The organism is Pedobacter sp. MR22-3, assembly GCF_026240075.1.
Lineage (GTDB): Bacteria > Bacteroidota > Bacteroidia > Sphingobacteriales > Sphingobacteriaceae > Pedobacter.
In genome coordinates, this window is sequence record NZ_JAPIVF010000003.1 from 629,705 (window position 1) to 649,890 (window position 20,186).

The following is a 20,186-nucleotide window of genomic DNA, read 5'->3' on the forward strand; positions in this document are numbered from 1 at the left end:
ATAAAATCTTCAATTATTTAAAATCTTACATTAATTCCGGCGGTAACAACCAATGGATTAGGGTAGCCAAACCCTGGGGTCTCCGGATCCAGACCAGTGAAGGATTTTGACTTCATTAAAATGGCTAAATTGTCTCCTCCTACGTACACACGAAGATTTTGCATTTTTAACTTGCTGATTAGCTGCTTATTAAATGTGTAGCCAATTTGCGCATTTCTCAGTTTGAGATAAGATCCATTTTCTATAAAATAGGTTGAAAGACGGGATTCGAAATTATCATCTGTCAGTGCCACTGCCGGAATATCGGAGTTCGGATTGGAAGGTGACCAGGCATTTAATAGTCTTGCCCCTTTATTTGAGGAGGACTCAATGGCGCTCCAGAAATCCGTATATGATTTGGCCTCATTTAATATAGCAACATCACCTATGCCCTGCAGAAGAAAAGAGAAATCAAAATTTTTGTAGTTGATGTTTGCATTAAAGCCATAAGTATATTTTGGCAAAGGATTTCCGATCCAGGTACGGTCATTTGCATTGACAACGCCATCATTGTTTAAATCCACATAGCGGATTCGCCCAAGTCCCTTGTTGGGCTGTGCAGCATGATTATCTACTTCAGCCTGCGTTCTGAAAAGACCATCGGCAACATAACCGAAGAATGATCCAAAAGTTCTTCCCAGGATATTCTGTCCCTGGCCATCACCTCCGTAGGCGTTTACAACTGCCGGAGGCAAATAGGTAACCTTATTTCTAACCATATCGAAATTACCGTTCACATCGATGCTTAAATCATCCGTTAAGCTGCTTTTGTGTCCCAGGGATAATTCAAATCCACGGTTTTGCATGGATGCCCCGTTTACATAGGTATTACCGCCTTCTCCCAACACACCAATATATGGAGGAAGCAATAAGATGCCGGTGGTGTTTTTAAGGTAATAGCCAATGCTACCATACAATTTTTGTTTCCAGAGCGAAAAGTCGAGGGCGACATTGCTCATTTCTGTTGCTTCCCAACGCAGGTTTGGATTGGCATTCTGAGACAGATAAAACCCTGAAGGAAGCACGCCGCTTTTGTTACCATTAATATCATAAGAAGTGATATTGTAGTTAGACAGGTAAATATTATAAATTGCGTTATTGTTAATTTCCTGGTTACCGGTTTTTCCCCATCCTGCATGAAGTTTCAAATCGTCTACAATGGAGGTATTGTTCTTTATAAAAGATTCTTCGCTAATTCTCCAGGCACCTGAGAATGCAGGGAACCAACCATATTTATTGTTCGCTCCAAACCTGGAAGAGCCGTCTCTTCTGATGGTTGCAGATAGGAGGTAGCGATCCATAAATGAATAATTCGCCCTGCCTATATAAGACATCAGTACGTTTTTTGCACCACTGCCGCTGTTGTCTTTTATGCCCGTACCCGCATCTAAATAAAGGTAATCAGGATCTTCTAAAACAAATCCTTCCCGTGATGCCATAAAAGTATTGTTATTTTCCACAAAGTGTTCTGTTCCTGCAAAAGCATTCAGGCGGTGATTGCCCGACTCCAGGCTGTAGTTCAGGGTATTTGTCCAGGTGGTTTTCACGTTGTGTGTCTGGGTATTGATTACTTTGTTTACATCATTAACCAGGTAACCGCTCTGGTATTTTTTTTGCCAGTTCCTGCTGGTATAGTCACCGTAATCAATCCCGAAATTGGATTTGAATGTCAAACCCTTAGCGATTTTAACATCTGCAAAGAAATTACCAAACAACCTCATGAAGTCATAGCCATTTTGTTGATTATCTTCCAGTACCCGAACAGGATTCTGGCGATCGTTCATCCCATCAACAGGACCACCCCAGCCTATGCCATCTACGGTATGAACCGGTATAATAGGCAATGCCTGTAGTGCAGAATTAATAATGTCTGCAGCAACTTCTTTTGTTTTGGTTACGCTCAGGTTCTGACCTATCGTTAATCCACCATTGAATAACTTATAGTCTGAATTTATTCTCGCTGAAATACGGTTAAATCCGGTCGTTCTTACAATACCTTTGTTGTCAAAGTAGCCGAGTGAAAGTAAGTAGTGTCCGTTTTCAGTTCCGCTTGAAACCTGGGCATCATAGTTCTGAATAATACCAAGCTGAGATACTTCTTTAAACCAATCTGTATTTGAAGTGCGAAGGGTTTGTGTCGAGTTTAGAAATTCGGGTAAAAGTACCTTATTCAATACGGGCTGATTGGTGTTTGGATCAACCTTCCAGTCGAATTGATAACGCAATCCGTTCGAATTGGGGTCGAGGTTTTTGTTGACATAGGCCTGCCACAAAATTTTACCATAACCTTCTGCATCCAGCATCTCTAATTTATTGACATAAGTTGAAAGCGATGAATACGCATTCCCACTCAACTGTGTCTTACCTGTTTTTCCTTTTTTAGTTGTGATAACGATTACACCGTTTCCTGCCCTGGCACCATAGATACTGGCAGACGAAGCATCTTTAAGAATCTGCATGGATTCAATATCTGCCTGATTAAGTTCATGCATGCCTGATTTTGTGGGTACGCCATCAATAATGTATAGGGGGTCGTTGTTATTTAAAGTTCCGATACCCCTGATTCGAATGGTTGCCGGAGCGCTGGGCGCTCCGTTTCCTGTGATGTATACGCCCGCTACCTGTCCTTGCAATGCTTTCATTGGATTGGCTACAGATTGCTTTTTAAGTTCATCTACATCTACAATGGCCACATCACCTGTCAGATCTTTTTTCCTTTCCGTCTGGTAGCCCGTTACCACCACATCATTCAGGTTGGTGGCAGAGACTTCGAGTTGCGCGTCTACTACAGCGGTAGGGCCAACCTTTGAACTGACCGTCTGGGCACCCATGTAAATAAACCGGAGTGTTTGCCCCGCTGCAGCCTGGATTAAAAACTTCCCTTTTTCGTCTGTTTGGGTGGACTTACCCGTTTCTACATTATAGACGGAAGCCCCCGGAACAGGTTTTGAGGATTTATCGGTGACCGTCCCGGTAATGTTTCGGATTTGTGCATATGTACTTGCCATAAAGCAAAACACGAGAACACAGCAAAGTATTACTTTTCTCATAAAATATGGTTTATAATGGTTAGTTTTTTCTATATAATCAGCATTTGCCGGTTATAGTTTATTTGTTTTTTTAACCTCTAAGCAGCAGTATGCGCACTGTTACTGTCAGGTTTTGTCGTAAATAATTCGTTATAGAAGGCCTGGTATTCGTCAAAATTGTATTCAGGGCATCCGCCTTTCTTGGTTGCGATAAATGCACCCATCGCAATTGCTTTCTTCAGGATTTGCAAAGGTTGATCCCGGCGGTTGTGGGCCGCAATAAAGGCCGCTAGAAAGGAATCACCACTGCCAATGGTATCCTTTACTTTTACCTCATTTCCCCAAACATTATAGGTTTTGTCTAAATTATAGTATGAGGCACCAAACTCACCTTTGGTTACAATAACTTCTGGGATGTTAAACCGGTCTTGTATGAACCGTACTTTATCCGCTTCCCCTTTCAAAGAACCTCCGAACATGATTTGTACAATACCCAGTTCCGCCTCATTAAACTTGACAATGTCTGCTTTCGATAATAAATGACCTAATTGCGCCTGATTGATAAAAGGTGGACGGAGATTAATATCAAATACTTTAATGGCATCATTATCCAAAAGATGATAAAGGGTATTCCTTGAGGTTTCATTTCTGGACGCTAAACTTCCGAAAATAAAGTAAGTTGATGGTTTGATGTGCTGGAGCAGTTGCTGACTTTGATCAATAAAATCCCAGGCCACCGGAAACACGATCTCATAACTTACTTCATTGCCATTGTTCATTCTGGCCAGAACCTGACTGGTTTCATATTGCTTATCAACTTGTAAAAGCCCTGTGTTTATTCCCCAGTCTTCCATCAATTCAACAAGTTTCTGTCCATTTTCATCGTTCCCGATCCGGGTGATCAGACTTGAGTCCATGCCAAGCTTATTGAGGTGATAAGCAACATTCAACGGCGCCCCTCCAGGCTGTGGACCATCTGGCAGTACATCCCACAGAATTTCTCCATAACATGTAGCTGGAGTAGAACTATAGTTTGGATTATTTATCATATTATTCATATATCAATTAATGCATCAAAACAACATTTTCTCCGATCTGCTCGAGTGACTTGCCTTTTGTTTCAGGCATCATTTTCCAAACGAACACCAACTGCAGGACCATCATTGCAGAGAAAAAGAAAAATATATTTGCACCTCCGAATGATTCTGCCAGGTAGGGAAAGCAAAATGCAATTAGTGCTGCCATTACCCAGTGGGTAGAACTGCCGAGGGTTTGTCCTTTTGCCCTGACCTGATTGGGAAAGATTTCAGAAATGAATACCCAGATCACCGCGCCCTGAGAAAAAGCAAAGAAGGCAATGAAGAGCATGACATAAATCGGGATTTCGAAACCGCTGGATGAACCGCCCAGAAAAGCAAATGCAACAAGTCCAAGAGATACAATAAGACCTACAGAACCAATCAGCATCAAGGTTTTTCGACCAACTTTATCGATAATGTTAATGGCCAGTAGCGTGAAGATGAAATTGACCATTCCGATACCTACAGTAGATAAAAGCGAAGAATGTGCACCAAGTCCTGCCATTTCAAAAATTCTTGGCGCATAATAAATGATGGCATTTATTCCCGATACCTGGTTGAAGAATGCAAAAAGCACGGCCAGGATAACAGGTGTTTTGTACTTGCCTGAAAAAAGTCCGTCAGATGATTTATTTTGTTGCATATCCTGACCTGACTTCTGTATAGCGGCAAGTTCTTCATTGCAGTTTAGTGGATTGATGATGCGCAGAATTTCCAGTGCTTTATCGTATGCACCTCGTTTAAGTATAAGCCATCTCGGGCTTTCGGGGATAAAGATAATCAGTACTAAAAAAATGATTGATGGAAATGCCTGAACGCCAAGCATCCATCGCCAGGAAGCATCACCACCCTGACTTAATAAATAGTTTGAAAGATAGGAAATCAGTATTCCCAATACCACATTAAACTGAAAAAGACCAACCAGTGTGCCCCGTCTGTGGGCGGGTGACACTTCTGATATGTAAATGGGTGCGGTTACAGAGGAGATGCCCACACCAAGTCCGCCAAGCAGGCGAAAGATTAAAAATATATACCAATTATCTGCAAGTGCAGTACCTACAGATGATAGCAGATAAGCCAGTGCTACAAAATAAAGTGTGTTTTTTCTGCCGAAATAATCAGAGGGACGTGATCCCACCAATGAGCCGATTACTGTTCCTATAAGTGCGATGGATATGGTAAGTCCGTGGGCGAATGCAGAGAGGTTCCAGAATTCCTGAATAGATTTTTCAGCACCTGAAATCACCGCTGTATCAAAGCCAAACAAAAAGCCGCCTAAGGCCACAACCATGGACCATGCCAGGACAGAGTGTTTTTTCATAAAAGTTTATTATTGGTTAAGGGTTGCAAATTATACCAAATGAGAAAAGCCTGCTATTAAAAATCTTTCAAAAACCTATAAAAAATTAAATAATTCAACTATTTGTAAATCAGTGTATTAATTTAATGTATTGCTTCGGGATGCCCCATACTTTCAATATTTGAACACAATTCTTTAAATATGGTTACATGTCTGCCTGATGGGATTTATCCGGCGTTTCCGAAATTGAAAAGTAATCTCTAGCTTTAGTAGATGAATAACCAGATATTCTTTAAAACTTATCCAATACAACGTTTTAATATTCGCATTTCGAGCCTGATCTTTTGCCTGTTTTTTCTCACTTCCTGCTTCAAAAAACAGGAAGCGAAAAAGTTCACTATCGGTTTTTCCCAATGTGTAGGATCTGATTTATGGCGGAAGACCATGCTCGAAGAAATGAAAATGGAACTTTCCCTGCGTTCGGGAACCAACTTCATTTATATGGATGCGAACAACAGCAGCAAGAAGCAAATTCAACAAGTGGAAAAAATGATCATTGATGGTATTGATCTTTTAATTATATCTCCAAATGAGGCTTCTCCCTTAACCGCTATTGTTGAACAGGTTTATGATAAAGGAATACCTGTAATTGTGCTGGATCGCAAAACATCCTCCACACAATATACCGCTTATGTAGGTGCAGAGAACTATCAGGTAGGAAAAATGGCCGGGCAATACATCAATAAACTGTTACATGGAAAGGGAAAGGTGGTTGAAATACTTGGACTGCCGGGATCTTCACCAGCCATAGAACGCGACAAGGGATTCTCTGATGAACTTCGTAATTTCCCGGGAATAAAGCTGGAATCGCAGCTTTATGGCAACTGGATCGCCGGAAGCACATACCAGGAAATGGGTAAAAACAAGGAGAAAATATTAGCCTCAGATGCCATCTTTGCCCACAATGATGTTATGGCCGCAAGTGCAAGAGCATTTCTTCGCCACCATAAATCAAGTAAACCCATCAAGGTAATTGGTGTGGATGCGCTTCCCGGTGCAGGCGGCGGACTACAGATGGTAAGTGATAAAAAAATTACAGCCAGTGTTTTATATCCTACAGGAGGAAAGGAAGCCATTAATATCGCTTTTAAAATTCTCAATAAAGAGCCCTTTTCAAAAGAAAACATTCTGCAGAGTTTAGTGATAGACAGTACATCGGTGCAATTAATGAAACTTCAATGGGCCAAGGTATCAAGTCAGCAAAAAGATATCGAACGCCAGCAAACGATGTTGGCCGATCAGCTCCAGATTTATGATAGTCAAAAGTTGGTGCTCAACATTATTGTCATTACCCTTGTTTTAGCCGTTATATTTGGCGGACTGGCATTCTTTTCCTTATTGGAGAACAGGAAAATCAACAAAAGCCTGGAACAAAAAAATGCCGAGATACTGGATCAACGCAATCAGCTGCTGGATGCTTCAGCAAAGATTGAAGCTGCCACCGAAGATAAGCTGAATTTTTTTACCAATATATCACATGAGTTCAGGACCCCTCTTACCCTGATACTATCTCCATTAGAAGATCTGCTTAAAAAAAGCAATATCAACGCCGGAGAAAAAAGGGAACTTATCATGATCCAGAAGAATGCATATCGCCTCCTTAAGCTTGTGAACGAACTTATTGATTACAGAAAAATCGGGCATCAAAAATTCCAGGTACATCCAACCAGAAATAAGGTCCAGTCATTTTTAAATGAAATTGTAGAAAGCTTTCGCTACTGGGCATCAAAAAAGGGTATTGCTTTAAAGCTTTCCGGACCGCAAGAAGATATTGTGGCCAATTTTGATACTAACATCCTGGAAAAGGTGATTTTGAATCTGTTAAGTAATGCATTGAAATTTACACCAAGTCACGGTAAGATACAGGTGAAATTATCAGGTGGAGAAAATGATTTTTCCATAGAGGTTACGGATAATGGTAGTGGCATGACTCAGGAGGAGGTACATCATGTTTGGGATCAGTTTTATCAATCCAATACCAACGAATCAAGAGGGTCTGGCCTCGGACTTTCCTTAACACGTGAACTCGTTTACTTACACGGGGGGACTATTGAAGTACAAAGCAGTAAATGGAAGGGAAGCACTTTCACGGTTGTGCTGCCTTATGGAAAAACGGTGATCGGAGAACATTTAGCCCTATATGCAGCTGACCGTAGCAGCACCTTAGCTGAACAGGTTAAAGTTTTCATTACAGAGGATCTACCGGTTGAGGAAAAGCCACAAAATTTGATTCAGGAACATATAAAAGAGTACGCTGTCCTGATCATTGAGGATAACATCGATTTGTTGAATTATCTTCGTGAAAAATTTGCAGCCAATTATGAGGTTTTTACTGCATCTACGGGGAATCAGGGGCTGCATGAGGCTTTTGAGAAAATTCCTGATGTAATTGTTTCTGATGTAGTCATCCCCGGAATGTCGGGTAAGGAGATCGCAAAAACGCTAAAGACTGACCTTCGTACATCGCACATTCCCATCATTTTACTTACTGCTCAAGGTAGCCCCGAACAACAGATTGAAGGCATAAATAGCATGGCCGATATTTACATGACCAAACCTTTTCATTTTGATTATCTGCTGGCAAATATTCAGAACCTGCTTATGAACCGTATGATATTGAAAGAACATTATATCAGTGATATCAGCAGCAACACCGAAAAGAAATCAACGCTGAGTGTACTGGATAGGAAATTCCTCAATGATTTTGCCGGAATTGTGGAGCATCATCTCAGTAATGAAGCCTTGAGCGTGGAGGATCTGGCCAAGACAATTGGCATTTCCCGTATTCAGCTTTATAGAAAAGTAAAGGCTTTACTTAACTGTAGCATTACCGATTATATTCTTAACCGCAGGCTAAAAAAAGCAAGCTACCTCTTAATAAATGAAGATTATTCGATTTCAGAAATTGCATTTAAAGTAGGCATTTCTTCACCAACCTATTTTTCAACTTTATTTAAAAGTAAATATGGAATAAGTCCAAGCGAATTTAAAAAAAAGCAAAGCAGTTAATTTAAAGCGGTATGATCACTTCAGAAAGATGAGTAAATCCATCACGAATCAATCGTTAATATATTTCAACGCTTGTTGATATTGGTACTTTCTGTTTCCATTTGCCTGACACATCAAAGGTATTACCTGAAGTCAGATTTTTAATCGTAAAGGAATAATCGCTTTCTCGTGACAGGTAGGTTATCTTTCCTTTGACATTAACACTGCTATTTGCTTTAACCAGCATTTCAATTTTGCCACCTCCGGTTTTTACATAAGGCGTTAATGACTGCCCCTTTTTATAAGGTACACTTTGTGACCAGTAAACTTTGTTATCTATCAGAATGTCCTGCATAAAAACTGTTGTATCCTGTGTATTTACCCAATTGAATGCGTTGTCATCATCACTAGTGAATTCAGACATATGCTTCACCTCTCTGTAGATATCTGAAATATCTACATATTTTGCTACCCAGTCATTGTTGGTAACGGTTACCGGATATAAACCCTCATTAGTGGTATATTCTTTTCTGCTTCCCGGAATCTCCGTAATTTGTTTATTCACAATTGCGTAACCCTGACCACGGCTTTGGGTAAAAGAGAGTTGACCCCGATTTCCATCAGAAAGAATTCCGATCAGAAATTTTCTTGGATGAGTACTTAAATTCTCCTCCAATGACAAAATAAGCTGATCACCTGCTTGCTTTCTTTCTAATTTCAGCCATCCATTTTGTAATGATACACTACCTAACGATTTCAATATTGCGGGTTTGCCGGCCTGATCCAGAAACACCTCTCCTGAAAGCGCATCTTTCACATATTCAACTGACCAATCTGATCCGTTGATGGTAAAATTGTTATTTTTAAAACCGCTGTTTAATTGTAGATTTTTGTACTGATCATCAAAAAGTTTAATCTCAGGTGGTAAATCCTTTTTTTTGCAACCGATAAATAAAACCAGTAAAAGGAGTAAGGATGAGAGACGTTTAATCATAATAACATATTTGGAAAGTGTAAGATAGGATTCTTATTTGATTCTCAGTGAAGTACATCTTTAATTTTACACTAATTATTGAACTATTACTGGTGATGGTTCAGATACCTATTTACAGGTTATCATACTTAAAGCCGGAGCGGTTACCTCCGGTTCGTCGAGAAATAAGAGCCGTTAGTCTGGAAGTTACTTGCGCTGGTATAATACAAGGTTTTTTTGTGCAACGTTTTGGGTGCGACAGCGTCTCATTAACAAAAAACAAAATAAAAAATCTAAAACATACAGATATGAAAACTTTAGCCAAAACATTATTCGCAGTAGCAATTACAGCAGCAGTACTCTCTTCAACAGGATTAACCGCCTTCGCATCCGAACCGGTTTCATCAACCACAATGAATGTTAAATTATCAACCGTTAATCGCATCTGGGTAAGTGGAAATGTTAAGCTTGTGCTTACACAAGGTAAAACCCAAGGTGTTACTGAAACAGAGAATTATGATGCAACCAAAACTTCTATATCAACCAACGGAAAAACCTTGTTTATCAATTCAGAAGAAACCAATGAAGTGGTGATTAAACTTACACTGAAAGATCTGGAAAGGATAGAGGCTTACGGAGGATCTGTAGTAGTGACGAGCAATAACTTTGATGTCAATAATCTTCAGCTCTTTATCAGTCAGGGTGCGAATGCTAACATTAAAACAACTGCGAAAAGTCTTTATATGGTTGTGAAAGAAGAGGCAGTGGTAAAATTAAATGGTACAGCAGTACACAGCACGCTTATTGCCAGCAATATGAAAAATGTAAGAATGAACAATTTTGCCTGTATGAAATCAGAGTCTTATGCATCAGAGGCTCTTTTTAATGCACCTCAAACAGCATTGCTCGCTAAATAATTTATAGCATCATTTTAAAAGAGCCTGGATCATCAGCAAGATGGTTCAGGCTCTTTTGCGTAATAAAGAATTGTGTTTGATTTTTTTTAAATGATGGATAATTATAAATTCTAAAATATTGATTTGTTCAAAATTACTGCCCATTTAAATAGTTCGCTAAAAATGGTGCTGTTTTGCTGTTTTTACATTTTGCAAGTCCATTTAAAGTTCCGGTATAAACTATTTTTCCACCTGCATCACCTGCACCTGGTCCAACATCAATCAGCCAGTCGCTTTGTGCGATTACCTGCATATCATGTTCTACCAGTACAATCGTATTTCCGGCATCAGCCAGTTTGTGGAGCTGAATCAATAACCGTTCAACATCTGCGGGATGCAAGCCTGTAGTTGGCTCATCCAGAATGTAAATGGCAGATCCTTTCTGATTCTTTTGGAGTTCGGTTGCCAGTTTAATACGCTGCGCTTCGCCTCCTGAAAGTTCTGTTGCGGCCTGTCCCAGCTTGAGGTATCCCAACCCAACTTCCCTGACAATATCCAATGCCCGGTAAATAAGCGGATCTTCATCAAAAAAGTTGCAGGCTTCCGTTACGGTCATTTCCAATACCTGTGCAATGTTTTTTTCCTTATAAATTACTTCAAGTGTATCTGCATTATATCTGGTGCCTTTACAGGTAGGACAGGGCGTATACACGCTTGGCAAAAAAAGCAATTCAACCATTACAAAACCTTCACCAAGGCAATGTGGACAGCGTCCCTTTGCAACGTTAAATGAAAACCGGCCCGCATCATATTTTCGCTTTTTGGCGAGTGGAACTTCGGCAAAACGCTTTCTCACATGATCAAAAAGGCCGGTATAGGTGGCCAGATTTGATCTGGGCGTGCGTCCAATCGGACGCTGGTCTACTACAATTAGCCTGGACAGTTGCTCCAGGCCTGCGGTTATGCTTCCTTTAATGGAGCCCGTATCAGTAATTTGCGGTCCATCTGTAATTTCATCTGTTTGATCTTCAGTTTTTTGATGGAGGCCTTTAGCAACCAGTTCTACCAGCAACTGACTTACCAAACTGCTTTTGCCAGAACCAGAAATTCCGGTTACACAAGTCATCACACCAAGGGGGAAATCGATATTTAAATTTTTCAGGTTGTGCCGAGACCCATCTTTGATGCTCAGCCAGCCCTTAGGCATTCTTGGCGTGAGGATTCTCCTCGCATCCTGATTAAACAGGAAAGCCGAAGTTTGTGATTTCTTAACTTTTTTTAGTCCCTCAGGCAGCCCGCTGTATAAAATGTAACCGCCCTCCTCACCAGCCATAGGACCCACATCAATAATCCAGTCGGCATGTTTAATGACCTCAAGCTCATGCTCCACCACAAAAATGGTGTTCCCGGCAGCCTTTAATTTGTCAAGAATACCCAATAAAGCCCTGGTATCTGCAGGGTGGAGTCCGGCAGAAGGTTCATCAAGCACATAAATAACCCCAAATAAATTAGAATGTACCTGGGTAGCCAGTCGCAGGCGTTGAAGCTCACCAGGAGAAAGGGTAGGTGTGGTACGCTCCATACTCAGGTAGCCAAGGCCAAGCTCTAGCATGACTTTAATCCGCGATAGGATATCTGAAGAAATACGACCAGTAACAATTTGCTTTTCTGCCGATCGTTTATCTTTTCCTAACTGGGCATGTTTTTCGAAAATTTTGGCTAGTTCAGCTAAAGATAGCCTGGAGATTGTAGCAATATCCTTTCCATCAAATTTAACTGATAGCGATTCTTTTTTAAGCCGCTTGCCTTCGCAGAGCGGACAAACAGTACTACGCATATACTGACTTACCCTTTTCTTCATCAGCTCAGATTGGCTGGATGAAAAGGTTTTAAGGATATAGGGTTTTGCGCCGATGAAAGTACCCATGTAATCGGGTGTTCTTTTGTTTTTGATCGCTTCGGCAGTTTCTTTTGGAGAGTATCCCGGGTATACCGGAACGGTTGGCGTTTCCTCTGTAAAGAGAATCCATTCGCGATCTTTTTTTGGAAGGTCTTTCCACGGAATATCAACATTATAACCCATAGATACCAGGATATCCCGCTGATTCTGGCCTTGCCAGGCCAGCGGCCATGATGCAATCGCCCGCTCCCGGATCGTCAGCTGATCATTAGGCACCATCGTGCTTTCCGTGATCTCAAACACACTGCCCAGTCCATGGCATTCAGGGCATGCACCCTGGGGGGTATTGGGAGAGAAGCCTTCTGCGTATATAATTTCCTGGTGTTCAGGGTAATCTCCTGCTCTGGAAAAAAGCATTCTCATTAAATTCGACAAGGTAGTTACGCTTCCTACTGATGACCTGGTACTTGTTCCGCCCCGTTGTTGCTGGAGGGCTACCGCCGGTGGAAGACCATCTATCGTGTCTACATCCGGCACACTCATTTGGTTAAATAATCTTCTGGCATAGGGAGAAACAGACTCCAGGTACCTTCGCTGTGCTTCGGCATACAAGGTTCCAAAGGCGAGTGAAGATTTTCCCGAACCGGATACACCTGTAAATACCACCAGCTTATCCCGGGGAATGTCTAAGTTAATGTCTTTTAAATTATTTTCTCTGGCTCCACGAACCCTGATCATGCTACTCTGCTTATCTATTGCCATTACTTTATGGAGTGACTTTCAATTTCATTTATGCAACAATAGAGACTAGACTAAGTTTTTAATTTATGGATGTTTCAACAACAATATAATATCACTAGCATGGCATTTTAGTACCAGTTTTTGGATTTTCCATTATTCGGCGATCGGCCCATTCTCTTAGTTCATTGATCAATGGAATAAGCTCTTTGGCATTTGCTGTTAGGGAATATTCAACCTTTGGCGGAACCTCCAGGTATACTTTACGGTTAACCATTTCGTCCTGTTCGAGTTCCCTTAATGTTTGGGTAAGCATTTTAGTTGTAATTCCATTGAGTAGTCTTTTCAATTCTCCATATCTTAATACCTGATGTAAATGAAGATACCATAAAATTCTGCCACGGTATTTTCCGCCGATCCTTTGGAATGCAAAATCAACGGCGCAATAAGGTTCGTCTTTTTCCTTTCTCATTTTTTTTATCATTTTATGTAGCTGATTTTTAGCAATAGAATACAAAAAGTATGTAGGATACTTAAAAGTACATACTTGACGCAAAGATATCAATATGATAGCTTTGAAGAAAAAAAATGGACAGAAGAACAGCATTATTAAGATTTGCCGGACTCGCACTCATCGGGTTTACAGATATCAGAAGTTTGGTGGCTAAGCCGCTAAACGCTATAGGGAAGAAAAGGAATAGCTTTCATCAGTTTAAACTTGGTGAATTAGACCTGATGGTAGTCAGCGATGGCCGAATTGTAATAAAACCTATTCAACCGAATTTTGCGCCAGGTATCAATTCCCGTCGGGTTGAACAGGAACTGGAGCGAAACTTTGCTTCAACAGACCATATTGAACTGGGCATTAATATTCTGGTGATCAAATCGAAAGGCAGAACGATTTTATTGGATAGCGGATGTGGTGCAAATTTTGGCGAACAGTCTGGCGGATTGATTAAAAACCTTCAAAAGGCTGGCATCAATCCGGAAGACGTAACTGATGTGGTGATTACACATGCACACCCTGATCATATTGGCGGATTAACAGGTGCAGAAAATCAATTGTTATTTCCAAAAGCAAAGGTTTATTTATCACGCATTGATCATGATTTCTGGTTATCAGAAAATCCTGATTTTTCGAAAAGTAAGCTTACCGATCAGCAGCTAATCCAATTTGTAAAAGATGTGGCAAAAAAAAATATAAATGCTTTGGGTGATCAATTACATCTTTTTGAAGATGGAGATACTATCATCGATTGTATAACCATGCAATTGGCACCTGGCCATACACCAGGTCATTGTGTGGCTAAAATTTTCTCGAATGAAGCATCGCTATATCATATTGCAGATTTGGTTCATTCAGCAATTTTAGTGGTCGCCCACCCAGAATGGGGTTTCGAAGGAGACAGCAATTTTAACCAGGCGGTACAAACCAGAAGAAAAGTGATGAGTGATTTAGCCGCATCACGATCGCTGATTTTTTCTTATCATTTGCCATGGCCGGGCTTAGGGCATGTACGCAAAAAAGGTAATGCATATGAATGGGTACAACAGTTGGCTATGGGGCCAGATGAATCATGATAAGGTCTATTGGTCGTGTGCCCGATAGTTATTATCGTTGATTTATCAGCTTATTGGTATTACCGTATTCACAGGGTACCGTTTCCATCACTTGTGTTTTAAATACCCAAAATTTCATCATCGGGTAATTAAAGCCGTAAGAAACAAGACTGTCAATCAATAGTCGGCCGATGCGGTAATCGAGATTAAAAAACTTTTGTAATAGATAAGTTCCTGCTGATTTTAGGGAAATACTTCCCAGTACGACTACTGCAAATTTGATGAGTTGTTTCTTTGGAGATGCAACATATTCAGCACCATCATTAAATGCCCAGAACCTATTGATACAAAAATTAACAATTCCACCCAATGTGCCGGAAAGCAGAATAGAAATGGTAAAGTGAATACCCAGCATTTCAGTAAAAAGAATCATGAGGCCATAATCTGTTACTCCACCGGCAAATGCAGCTACCTGTGCTTTCAGAAAAACCAAAATCGATTTCTTTTTACTCATGATATTTTCTGATTGATCAGCAACAGCTTTATAGATTGCGTATTAATTTTTAAGGTTTTATTTCTCTTTCTTCGCGATCCCGTTCATTTCCAAGATCCAGTAAAGCATTGGTATCTTTGAGGTTAATTACCAATAATATCACTGTGGTGATCAGGGCAGAATAGGTGATTGAGCCTGGAATAGCGGTTTCCACTATCAAGATCATCGCAATAATGACGCGGAGTTCAGTAGGGCCTAAAAGACCTGCATCAATTCGGTAAACCCCTATAATTTTATATCGGAGCAATGAGATAATCATAGACCAGCCGTAACAAACCACAAAGATGAAACCTAAGATCCGGGTGGAATCTGTAGCATAAAAGTAATATCCTATCCCAATCAGGATGATGCTGAGCCAATCCATGATGATGTCTAGAGCAAATCCGTACCATTTTCGGGCGATACCCCGATAATAAGCCAATCTTCCATCCAGCGAATCACCAATCCAGTTGATAAAAAGTCCGATAATTCCGATCGGTAAAAATGCATGTCCAAAATTTGCAGCCAAAAGAAAGGCTGTGCATACGATAACTGATCCAAACATGCCTACTCCGGTCATGATATTTGGAGAAATAAAGGCCGGTATATACCTGAGTAAAAAATGAATAAATTGTTGTTCCCCTGCCTTTAAGATATTTGTTCGTTTTCTGTCTGCAAAAATCTGTGCCCGTTCTGTTATCTTATTTTCCATTCCATTATTGACCAAAAGCTAAGAGGCAAGCCAGTATGGCCATTTTGGATCTGATCAGCTTTCCATTGATTTTTCCAGGCAAAGACTTGATCAGGCTAAGCTGACGTTTGAGTTTGCCCGTTCGCGCAAGATAACTTAAAAATAGGATTATTAGCATACGTTATTTGACTATTCCAGCGAAACGCTGATAAAACACCGTTGGACTATTCTCATTTTTAGGCACGTATTTTCCGGCAATGATCGGGACGTAGATCACCCTTCTGCGGCTTGGTTCACCCCGAAGTGAAGATTGTGCTACACGGTGCCAAAGTCTCCCATCGTGTACGGTTAAATCTCCGGCCTGAGGCAAAATGGAAATTTCATCTTTATCCGTGCGGTTATCCAGAAAGTATTTTTTACGGAAAAGCATTTGGTAGATACTTTGCTTGTGGGTACCGGGAATAATTTTTAAACCACCGTTTTCTTCGGTTTGCGTACTTAAATGAACACCAACATTTAGCATTGGGTTTAGTTTGCCGCCATAAAAAATATCCCTCAAACCATCGGTATGCCAACCCATTTTAGTGAAACCACTTTGCGGGCCGTTCACGTAATGATTAAATACCATCCCGTCCTTTTCTTCTACTCCTAATCTTGCATCTTCTCCAGCCAATGGCAGCAGAGCCGATAATCGTGGATCCATTAATAATCCACTTAAGGTTTTATGGTGCTGATTGATAAAAGCGAAACGTTGTACGATTTTTTCACCATCTATATCTCTTCCATATTTTATAGGAACACCATTCACCTTTTGGATGTCGGTATCAATCCATTTTTGCTGAACTTCCTTCGAAGCCTGTATAATGGATTCAACGGTTGGTTGGGTAATAAAATTTTTAAAGTGTATAAATCCGTGAATATTAAAAAATTCTACCTGTTGATCGGTGAGTTTTTCTGATAGGGTGAAGGTTGGATACGATGATGCCATTGTAATAAAGTTAATAGTTGAAAATAAAGCATTGGTAGAAGAGAAAATTATGCGCCGCAACAATACATTCGCATTCGCGATGAGTTTTGTACCGGAAAATAAAACAGCTTTGTTTTATTATACATAATCTATAGATTTAGTAGTGTATAACACAAACTTAATGTTTTTTTAATATTCTAAAGAACAATGTAGTGTTTTTTTCTGATTATTTTTTAAAATCAAGATCAGGGCTTTGAAAACTGAGGTTGAGATCAATTTTTTACAGGCGTAAATGCTTCACTTTAAAATATCTTGTCAGGGAAAATACAACGGCTTTAATCCTTGTGATAAAATGCACTAATCTTATTCTTAAGATCAGTGCATTTTAGTTTATGGCTGACCAGATCCGCCAGCTGCGCCATAAATCTGCCCGGTAGAAAAACTGGCATCATTTGCAGCCAATTGCACATAAATGGAGGCCAATTCAGCAGGTTGCCCGGGGCGGCCAAGCGGTGTATCCTTTCCAAATGCCTTTAATTTCTCTGGTGTAGATCCTCCACCCATTTGCAAAGGTGTCCAGATCGGACCAGGTGCTACACCATTTACGCGTATTCCTCTCGGACCGAGTTGTTTAGCCAGCGATTTCACAAAATTGGTAGTAGCGGCCTTGGTTTGTGCATAATCATATAAATCTGCCGAGGGATCTGTGGCCTGTACCGATGTGGTGCCGATAATGGATGAGCCTGGTTTTAAATAGGTCAATGCAGCCTTAATGATCCAGAAAGGCGCATAAATATTCGTCTTAATGGTCCAGTCAAATTGTTCAGTGGTAATGTCTGTAATAGAGGGATTAGATTGTTGACGGGCGGCATTACTGATTACGATATCTAAGCCACCCAATTGTCTGGCCGCTTCATCTACTAGTTTTTTGCAAAAGTTTTCATCCCTGATATCTCCCGGAATAGCAAAGGCTTTCCGGCCGGCTTTTTTAATCAGTTCTACTACTTCCCGTGCATCAGGTTCTTCCTGTGGCAGATAGTTAATGGCTACGTCGGCACCTTCACGTGCATAGGCAATTGCCGCAGCTCTGCCCATGCCCGAATCACCACCGGTAATCAGTGCTTTTCTACCTGCTAAACGGCCTGATCCTTTGTAGCTGGTTTCACCATGATCTGGTTTGGGATCCATTTTGCTTGCCAGCGCCGGCCAGGGTTGGTTTTGATGTGTAAAGGGCGGGCGCGGATATTTTGTAGTGGGATCTTGTAAATCCGCAGGGCCGAATTTTGTATCTTCCGGCACTGCGGCATTGCTTAAAATAGGAGAAGCTGCAACGGCAGCCATTGCTAAACTCAGGCCACCCAGTGCCTTTCGTCTGCTCATTTTTTCGTTTTCCATGATGATGTTTAGGTTTATCTTTATAACCCGCTCAAATTTTTTAAGTTTCAGAAATCTGATGAACTATAAACCATAAATCAAAACCAGGAAATCACATCATTCGCGCAACTTTAAAAGCTTACGAATTTTACCCCCAGGCTTACCCAACGGGATGGGAGCGGAATAGTACCGATTTCGAAATATTGGGTGTCGAAAATGTTTTGCGCATCCAGGTATATGGTAAATTTCTGAATAGACTGACTAACCCGCAGATCATTGATCCAATAGCTTGATCCTGACAGCCGCTGATTAAAACGTGTGGCCACCAATAAAGTGAAATTATGGTATTTAAAATCAACGGTATTGGTTACCTGGTGTTTTAAGGAAGCCAGCTGGTATTTAGAAGCAATTCCTGGCTGCATGCCTCCAAATCTGGATTGAAGATAAGAATAGGCAAGATTGATATTCATCTTCGCATTTTCTGTCATTTCAAGGCTATAGTTGGATCGCAGATTGAACCCCCTGGTCATCAGGTTACCTACATTGTTGGCTTCAAATGGTTCTGTACTGACCAATCTGGTGTAATCGATAAAATTTGTAATTCGCCTGTAGAAAAAGCTAGAATTGAAGGTGAAATCTCCTTTTAAAATCTTGAAACCAGCTTCGCCCTGGAATGCATTTTCAGGGACGACATTTGGATTGCCAATGTTTCCAGGTCGTTGGTTCAGATAGAGGTCAGTAAATGATGGCAGTCTCTGGCTGGTACCAATACTTCCTATAACTTTGAAAACTTCCGTAAAAGCGTAACTGGCATCAAGCCCCGGATAGACCTGCCATTTGTAAGATGTGTTATAATTCACGTAAGATCCCAGATTAACATTCAGTTTTTCGGTGAGGAAAGTTCTGTACTGTGCATACATACCCATATTTTCTCTTTGGTGTTTGCCGATGTTGGAGGAATTAATGGCATCACTTCTTACTTCTGCACCCAATCCCCATTCACCACTTTTGGTTTTATAGGTACTGTTTACTTCTGCTGCAAGTGAATGGGTAGCATGCCTGCTTACGCCTGCATTAGGATTGGTATTGCCAAAATAGCGGTAATCATCAAAATTATAGCGATAACTCAATCTGGGCATCAGCAGCCATTTTTCTGAAAGTTTATGTTTCGATTGTACACTTGCCAATGTGGTTTGTACTGCTTCGGTAGAATTCCGGTCACCTGGAGCGGCATAAAATCCATTGGCACCGAATTCATTTTTGGTATAACCAAATGAAGTCATAATTTCATTTGCACTATCAATCTGAATATTGCCCTGATAAAGTAATTTGAGGTTTTCAAACTGGGTATTAAAACGGTAACCATTGCTTTGATCGCGTGAACCAAAGATAGCATGCTGATTATTTTTTTGACTTAACACTGCTCCGGCCTGAACACCAGCACCATAAAATGTTTTCCCGTTACCTTCAGCATTTTTTTTGAAATTTGAACCCGCATAGGAGTCAATCAGAAAGCCTGATTTGGTAAATTTTTTAGTAATGATGTTAATGGCCCCGGTTAGGCTGTTGATGCCGTAAATCCGGGCAGCTGGTCCGCGAACAATTTCAATGCGCTCAATAGCTTCTACCGGAATAGGGAGGTTGAGCATATTATGGGCCGTTTGCGTATCTATAATTTTGACTCCATTTAACAGCACAACCGTTTGCTCAAAACTTCCGCCATCAATGCTAATGTCTGCCTGACTGCCAAAGGGACCTCTTTGCCTTAAGTCTACACCATTGGCATATTGCAAAAGTTCCTGAATGGTACGTCCGGGCAGTTTAGCAATCATGGCCTGATCAATGATATACACGTTTCTGTTTTGCTTGGATATGGGTGTATGAAAGCCATTTTCATTAATGACCACGTCTTTAAAAGTGATTACGGTATCTTGCTTTTGCTGGGCATATAAGTTAGTACACCAGAAGAGTGATAAAGCCAGGTAAATTTTTTTCATTTGTTATAATTTTCGGCAAAAGTACTACCTTGCCGTACCACTAAAGTATACCAGTTTTAATAT

Annotated in this window: 14 protein-coding genes; 3 read left to right on the plus strand and 11 right to left on the minus strand. The window is 40.7% G+C overall.

All coding sequences use genetic code 11. The features are described from left to right. Positions 1-17 precede the first annotated feature (17 nt). The 3 genes from OQ267_RS09600 to OQ267_RS09610 all read right to left on the minus strand — a co-directional run bounded on the left by OQ267_RS09600 (position 18) and on the right by OQ267_RS09610 (position 5,468). A complete protein-coding gene (locus OQ267_RS09600) occupies positions 18-3,047 on the minus strand; it encodes a SusC/RagA family TonB-linked outer membrane protein (RefSeq protein WP_265835707.1) in 3,030 nt (1,009 codons plus the stop codon). Positions 3,048-3,166: 119 nt separating this feature from the next. Further along, positions 3,167-4,126: a carbohydrate kinase family protein gene (locus OQ267_RS09605; RefSeq protein WP_265835708.1), complete on the minus strand. Its 960-nt coding sequence runs from the start codon at positions 4,124-4,126 to the stop codon at positions 3,167-3,169. A 7-nt stretch (positions 4,127-4,133) separates the two neighbouring features. Continuing rightward, a complete protein-coding gene (locus OQ267_RS09610) occupies positions 4,134-5,468 on the minus strand; it encodes a sugar porter family MFS transporter (RefSeq protein ID WP_088302335.1) in 1,335 nt (444 codons plus the stop codon). 252 nt (positions 5,469-5,720) lie between these two features. On the opposite strand from OQ267_RS09610, the gene OQ267_RS09615 reads away from it, so the two are divergent. Then, complete coding sequence (locus OQ267_RS09615; protein WP_265835709.1) at positions 5,721-8,516, plus strand: substrate-binding domain-containing protein; 2,796 nt, start codon at positions 5,721-5,723, stop codon at positions 8,514-8,516. A 55-nt stretch (positions 8,517-8,571) separates the two neighbouring features. Here the strand turns inward: OQ267_RS09615 and OQ267_RS09620 are convergent, their stop codons facing one another. After that, a complete protein-coding gene (locus OQ267_RS09620) occupies positions 8,572-9,489 on the minus strand; it encodes a hypothetical protein (protein WP_088302337.1) in 918 nt (305 codons plus the stop codon). 287 nt (positions 9,490-9,776) lie between these two features. Here OQ267_RS09620 and OQ267_RS09625 point away from each other — a divergent pair, with 287 nt between their 5' ends. Then, positions 9,777-10,385, plus strand: coding sequence for a GIN domain-containing protein (locus tag OQ267_RS09625; protein WP_265818416.1), 609 nt, complete (start codon positions 9,777-9,779; stop codon positions 10,383-10,385). A 133-nt stretch (positions 10,386-10,518) separates the two neighbouring features. On the opposite strand, the gene uvrA is transcribed toward OQ267_RS09625, so the two are convergent. After that, positions 10,519-13,026, minus strand: coding sequence for an excinuclease ABC subunit UvrA (gene uvrA, locus OQ267_RS09630; protein ID WP_265835710.1), 2,508 nt, complete (start codon positions 13,024-13,026; stop codon positions 10,519-10,521). Between the two features lie 94 nt (positions 13,027-13,120). Beyond that, the gene (locus OQ267_RS09635) at positions 13,121-13,474 is read right to left on the minus strand and encodes a winged helix-turn-helix transcriptional regulator (protein ID WP_265835711.1); all 354 of its coding nucleotides are present in this window, start codon (positions 13,472-13,474) and stop codon (positions 13,121-13,123) included. Between the two features lie 116 nt (positions 13,475-13,590). On the opposite strand from OQ267_RS09635, the gene OQ267_RS09640 reads away from it, so the two are divergent. Next, a complete protein-coding gene (locus tag OQ267_RS09640; protein ID WP_265835712.1) occupies positions 13,591-14,583 on the plus strand; it encodes an MBL fold metallo-hydrolase in 993 nt (330 codons plus the stop codon). Positions 14,584-14,614: 31 nt separating this feature from the next. On the opposite strand, the gene OQ267_RS09645 is transcribed toward OQ267_RS09640, so the two are convergent. The 5 genes from OQ267_RS09645 to OQ267_RS09665 all read right to left on the minus strand — a co-directional run bounded on the left by OQ267_RS09645 (position 14,615) and on the right by OQ267_RS09665 (position 20,123). Next, on the minus strand, positions 14,615-15,076 hold the full coding sequence (locus OQ267_RS09645; protein WP_088302342.1) for a GtrA family protein: 462 nt from the start codon (positions 15,074-15,076) through the stop codon (positions 14,615-14,617). Positions 15,077-15,125: 49 nt separating this feature from the next. Continuing rightward, entirely contained in the window at positions 15,126-15,806 is a 681-nt protein-coding gene (locus tag OQ267_RS09650) for a CDP-alcohol phosphatidyltransferase family protein (protein WP_265835713.1), read from the minus strand. A gap of 160 nt (positions 15,807-15,966) precedes the next feature. Further along, entirely contained in the window at positions 15,967-16,773 is an 807-nt protein-coding gene (locus tag OQ267_RS09655; RefSeq protein ID WP_265835714.1) for a phytanoyl-CoA dioxygenase family protein, read from the minus strand. 369 nt (positions 16,774-17,142) lie between these two features. Continuing rightward, complete coding sequence (locus tag OQ267_RS09660) at positions 17,143-18,147, minus strand: SDR family oxidoreductase (RefSeq protein ID WP_265835715.1); 1,005 nt, start codon at positions 18,145-18,147, stop codon at positions 17,143-17,145. A gap of 110 nt (positions 18,148-18,257) precedes the next feature. Then, a complete protein-coding gene (locus tag OQ267_RS09665; protein WP_265835716.1) occupies positions 18,258-20,123 on the minus strand; it encodes a TonB-dependent receptor plug domain-containing protein in 1,866 nt (621 codons plus the stop codon). Positions 20,124-20,186: the final 63 nt, after the last annotated feature.

What these genes read in the sequence shown, in the direction of transcription:
- OQ267_RS09600 (WP_265835707.1), bottom strand. Translation starts at nt 3,047, where the DNA reads ATGGCAAGTACATATGCACAAATCCGAAACATTACCGGGACGGTCACC.
- OQ267_RS09605 (WP_265835708.1), bottom strand. Translation starts at nt 4,126, where the DNA reads ATGAATAATATGATAAATAATCCAAACTATAGTTCTACTCCAGCTACA.
- OQ267_RS09610 (WP_088302335.1), bottom strand. Translation starts at nt 5,468, where the DNA reads ATGAAAAAACACTCTGTCCTGGCATGGTCCATGGTTGTGGCCTTAGGC.
- OQ267_RS09615 (WP_265835709.1), top strand. Translation starts at nt 5,721, where the DNA reads ATGAATAACCAGATATTCTTTAAAACTTATCCAATACAACGTTTTAAT.
- OQ267_RS09620 (WP_088302337.1), bottom strand. Translation starts at nt 9,489, where the DNA reads ATGATTAAACGTCTCTCATCCTTACTCCTTTTACTGGTTTTATTTATC.
- OQ267_RS09625 (WP_265818416.1), top strand. Translation starts at nt 9,777, where the DNA reads ATGAAAACTTTAGCCAAAACATTATTCGCAGTAGCAATTACAGCAGCA.
- uvrA (WP_265835710.1), bottom strand. Translation starts at nt 13,026, where the DNA reads ATGGCAATAGATAAGCAGAGTAGCATGATCAGGGTTCGTGGAGCCAGA.
- OQ267_RS09635 (WP_265835711.1), bottom strand. Translation starts at nt 13,474, where the DNA reads ATGAGAAAGGAAAAAGACGAACCTTATTGCGCCGTTGATTTTGCATTC.
- OQ267_RS09640 (WP_265835712.1), top strand. Translation starts at nt 13,591, where the DNA reads ATGGACAGAAGAACAGCATTATTAAGATTTGCCGGACTCGCACTCATC.
- OQ267_RS09645 (WP_088302342.1), bottom strand. Translation starts at nt 15,076, where the DNA reads ATGAGTAAAAAGAAATCGATTTTGGTTTTTCTGAAAGCACAGGTAGCT.
- OQ267_RS09650 (WP_265835713.1), bottom strand. Translation starts at nt 15,806, where the DNA reads ATGGAAAATAAGATAACAGAACGGGCACAGATTTTTGCAGACAGAAAA.
- OQ267_RS09655 (WP_265835714.1), bottom strand. Translation starts at nt 16,773, where the DNA reads ATGGCATCATCGTATCCAACCTTCACCCTATCAGAAAAACTCACCGAT.
- OQ267_RS09660 (WP_265835715.1), bottom strand. Translation starts at nt 18,147, where the DNA reads ATGGAAAACGAAAAAATGAGCAGACGAAAGGCACTGGGTGGCCTGAGT.
- OQ267_RS09665 (WP_265835716.1), bottom strand. Translation starts at nt 20,123, where the DNA reads ATGAAAAAAATTTACCTGGCTTTATCACTCTTCTGGTGTACTAACTTA.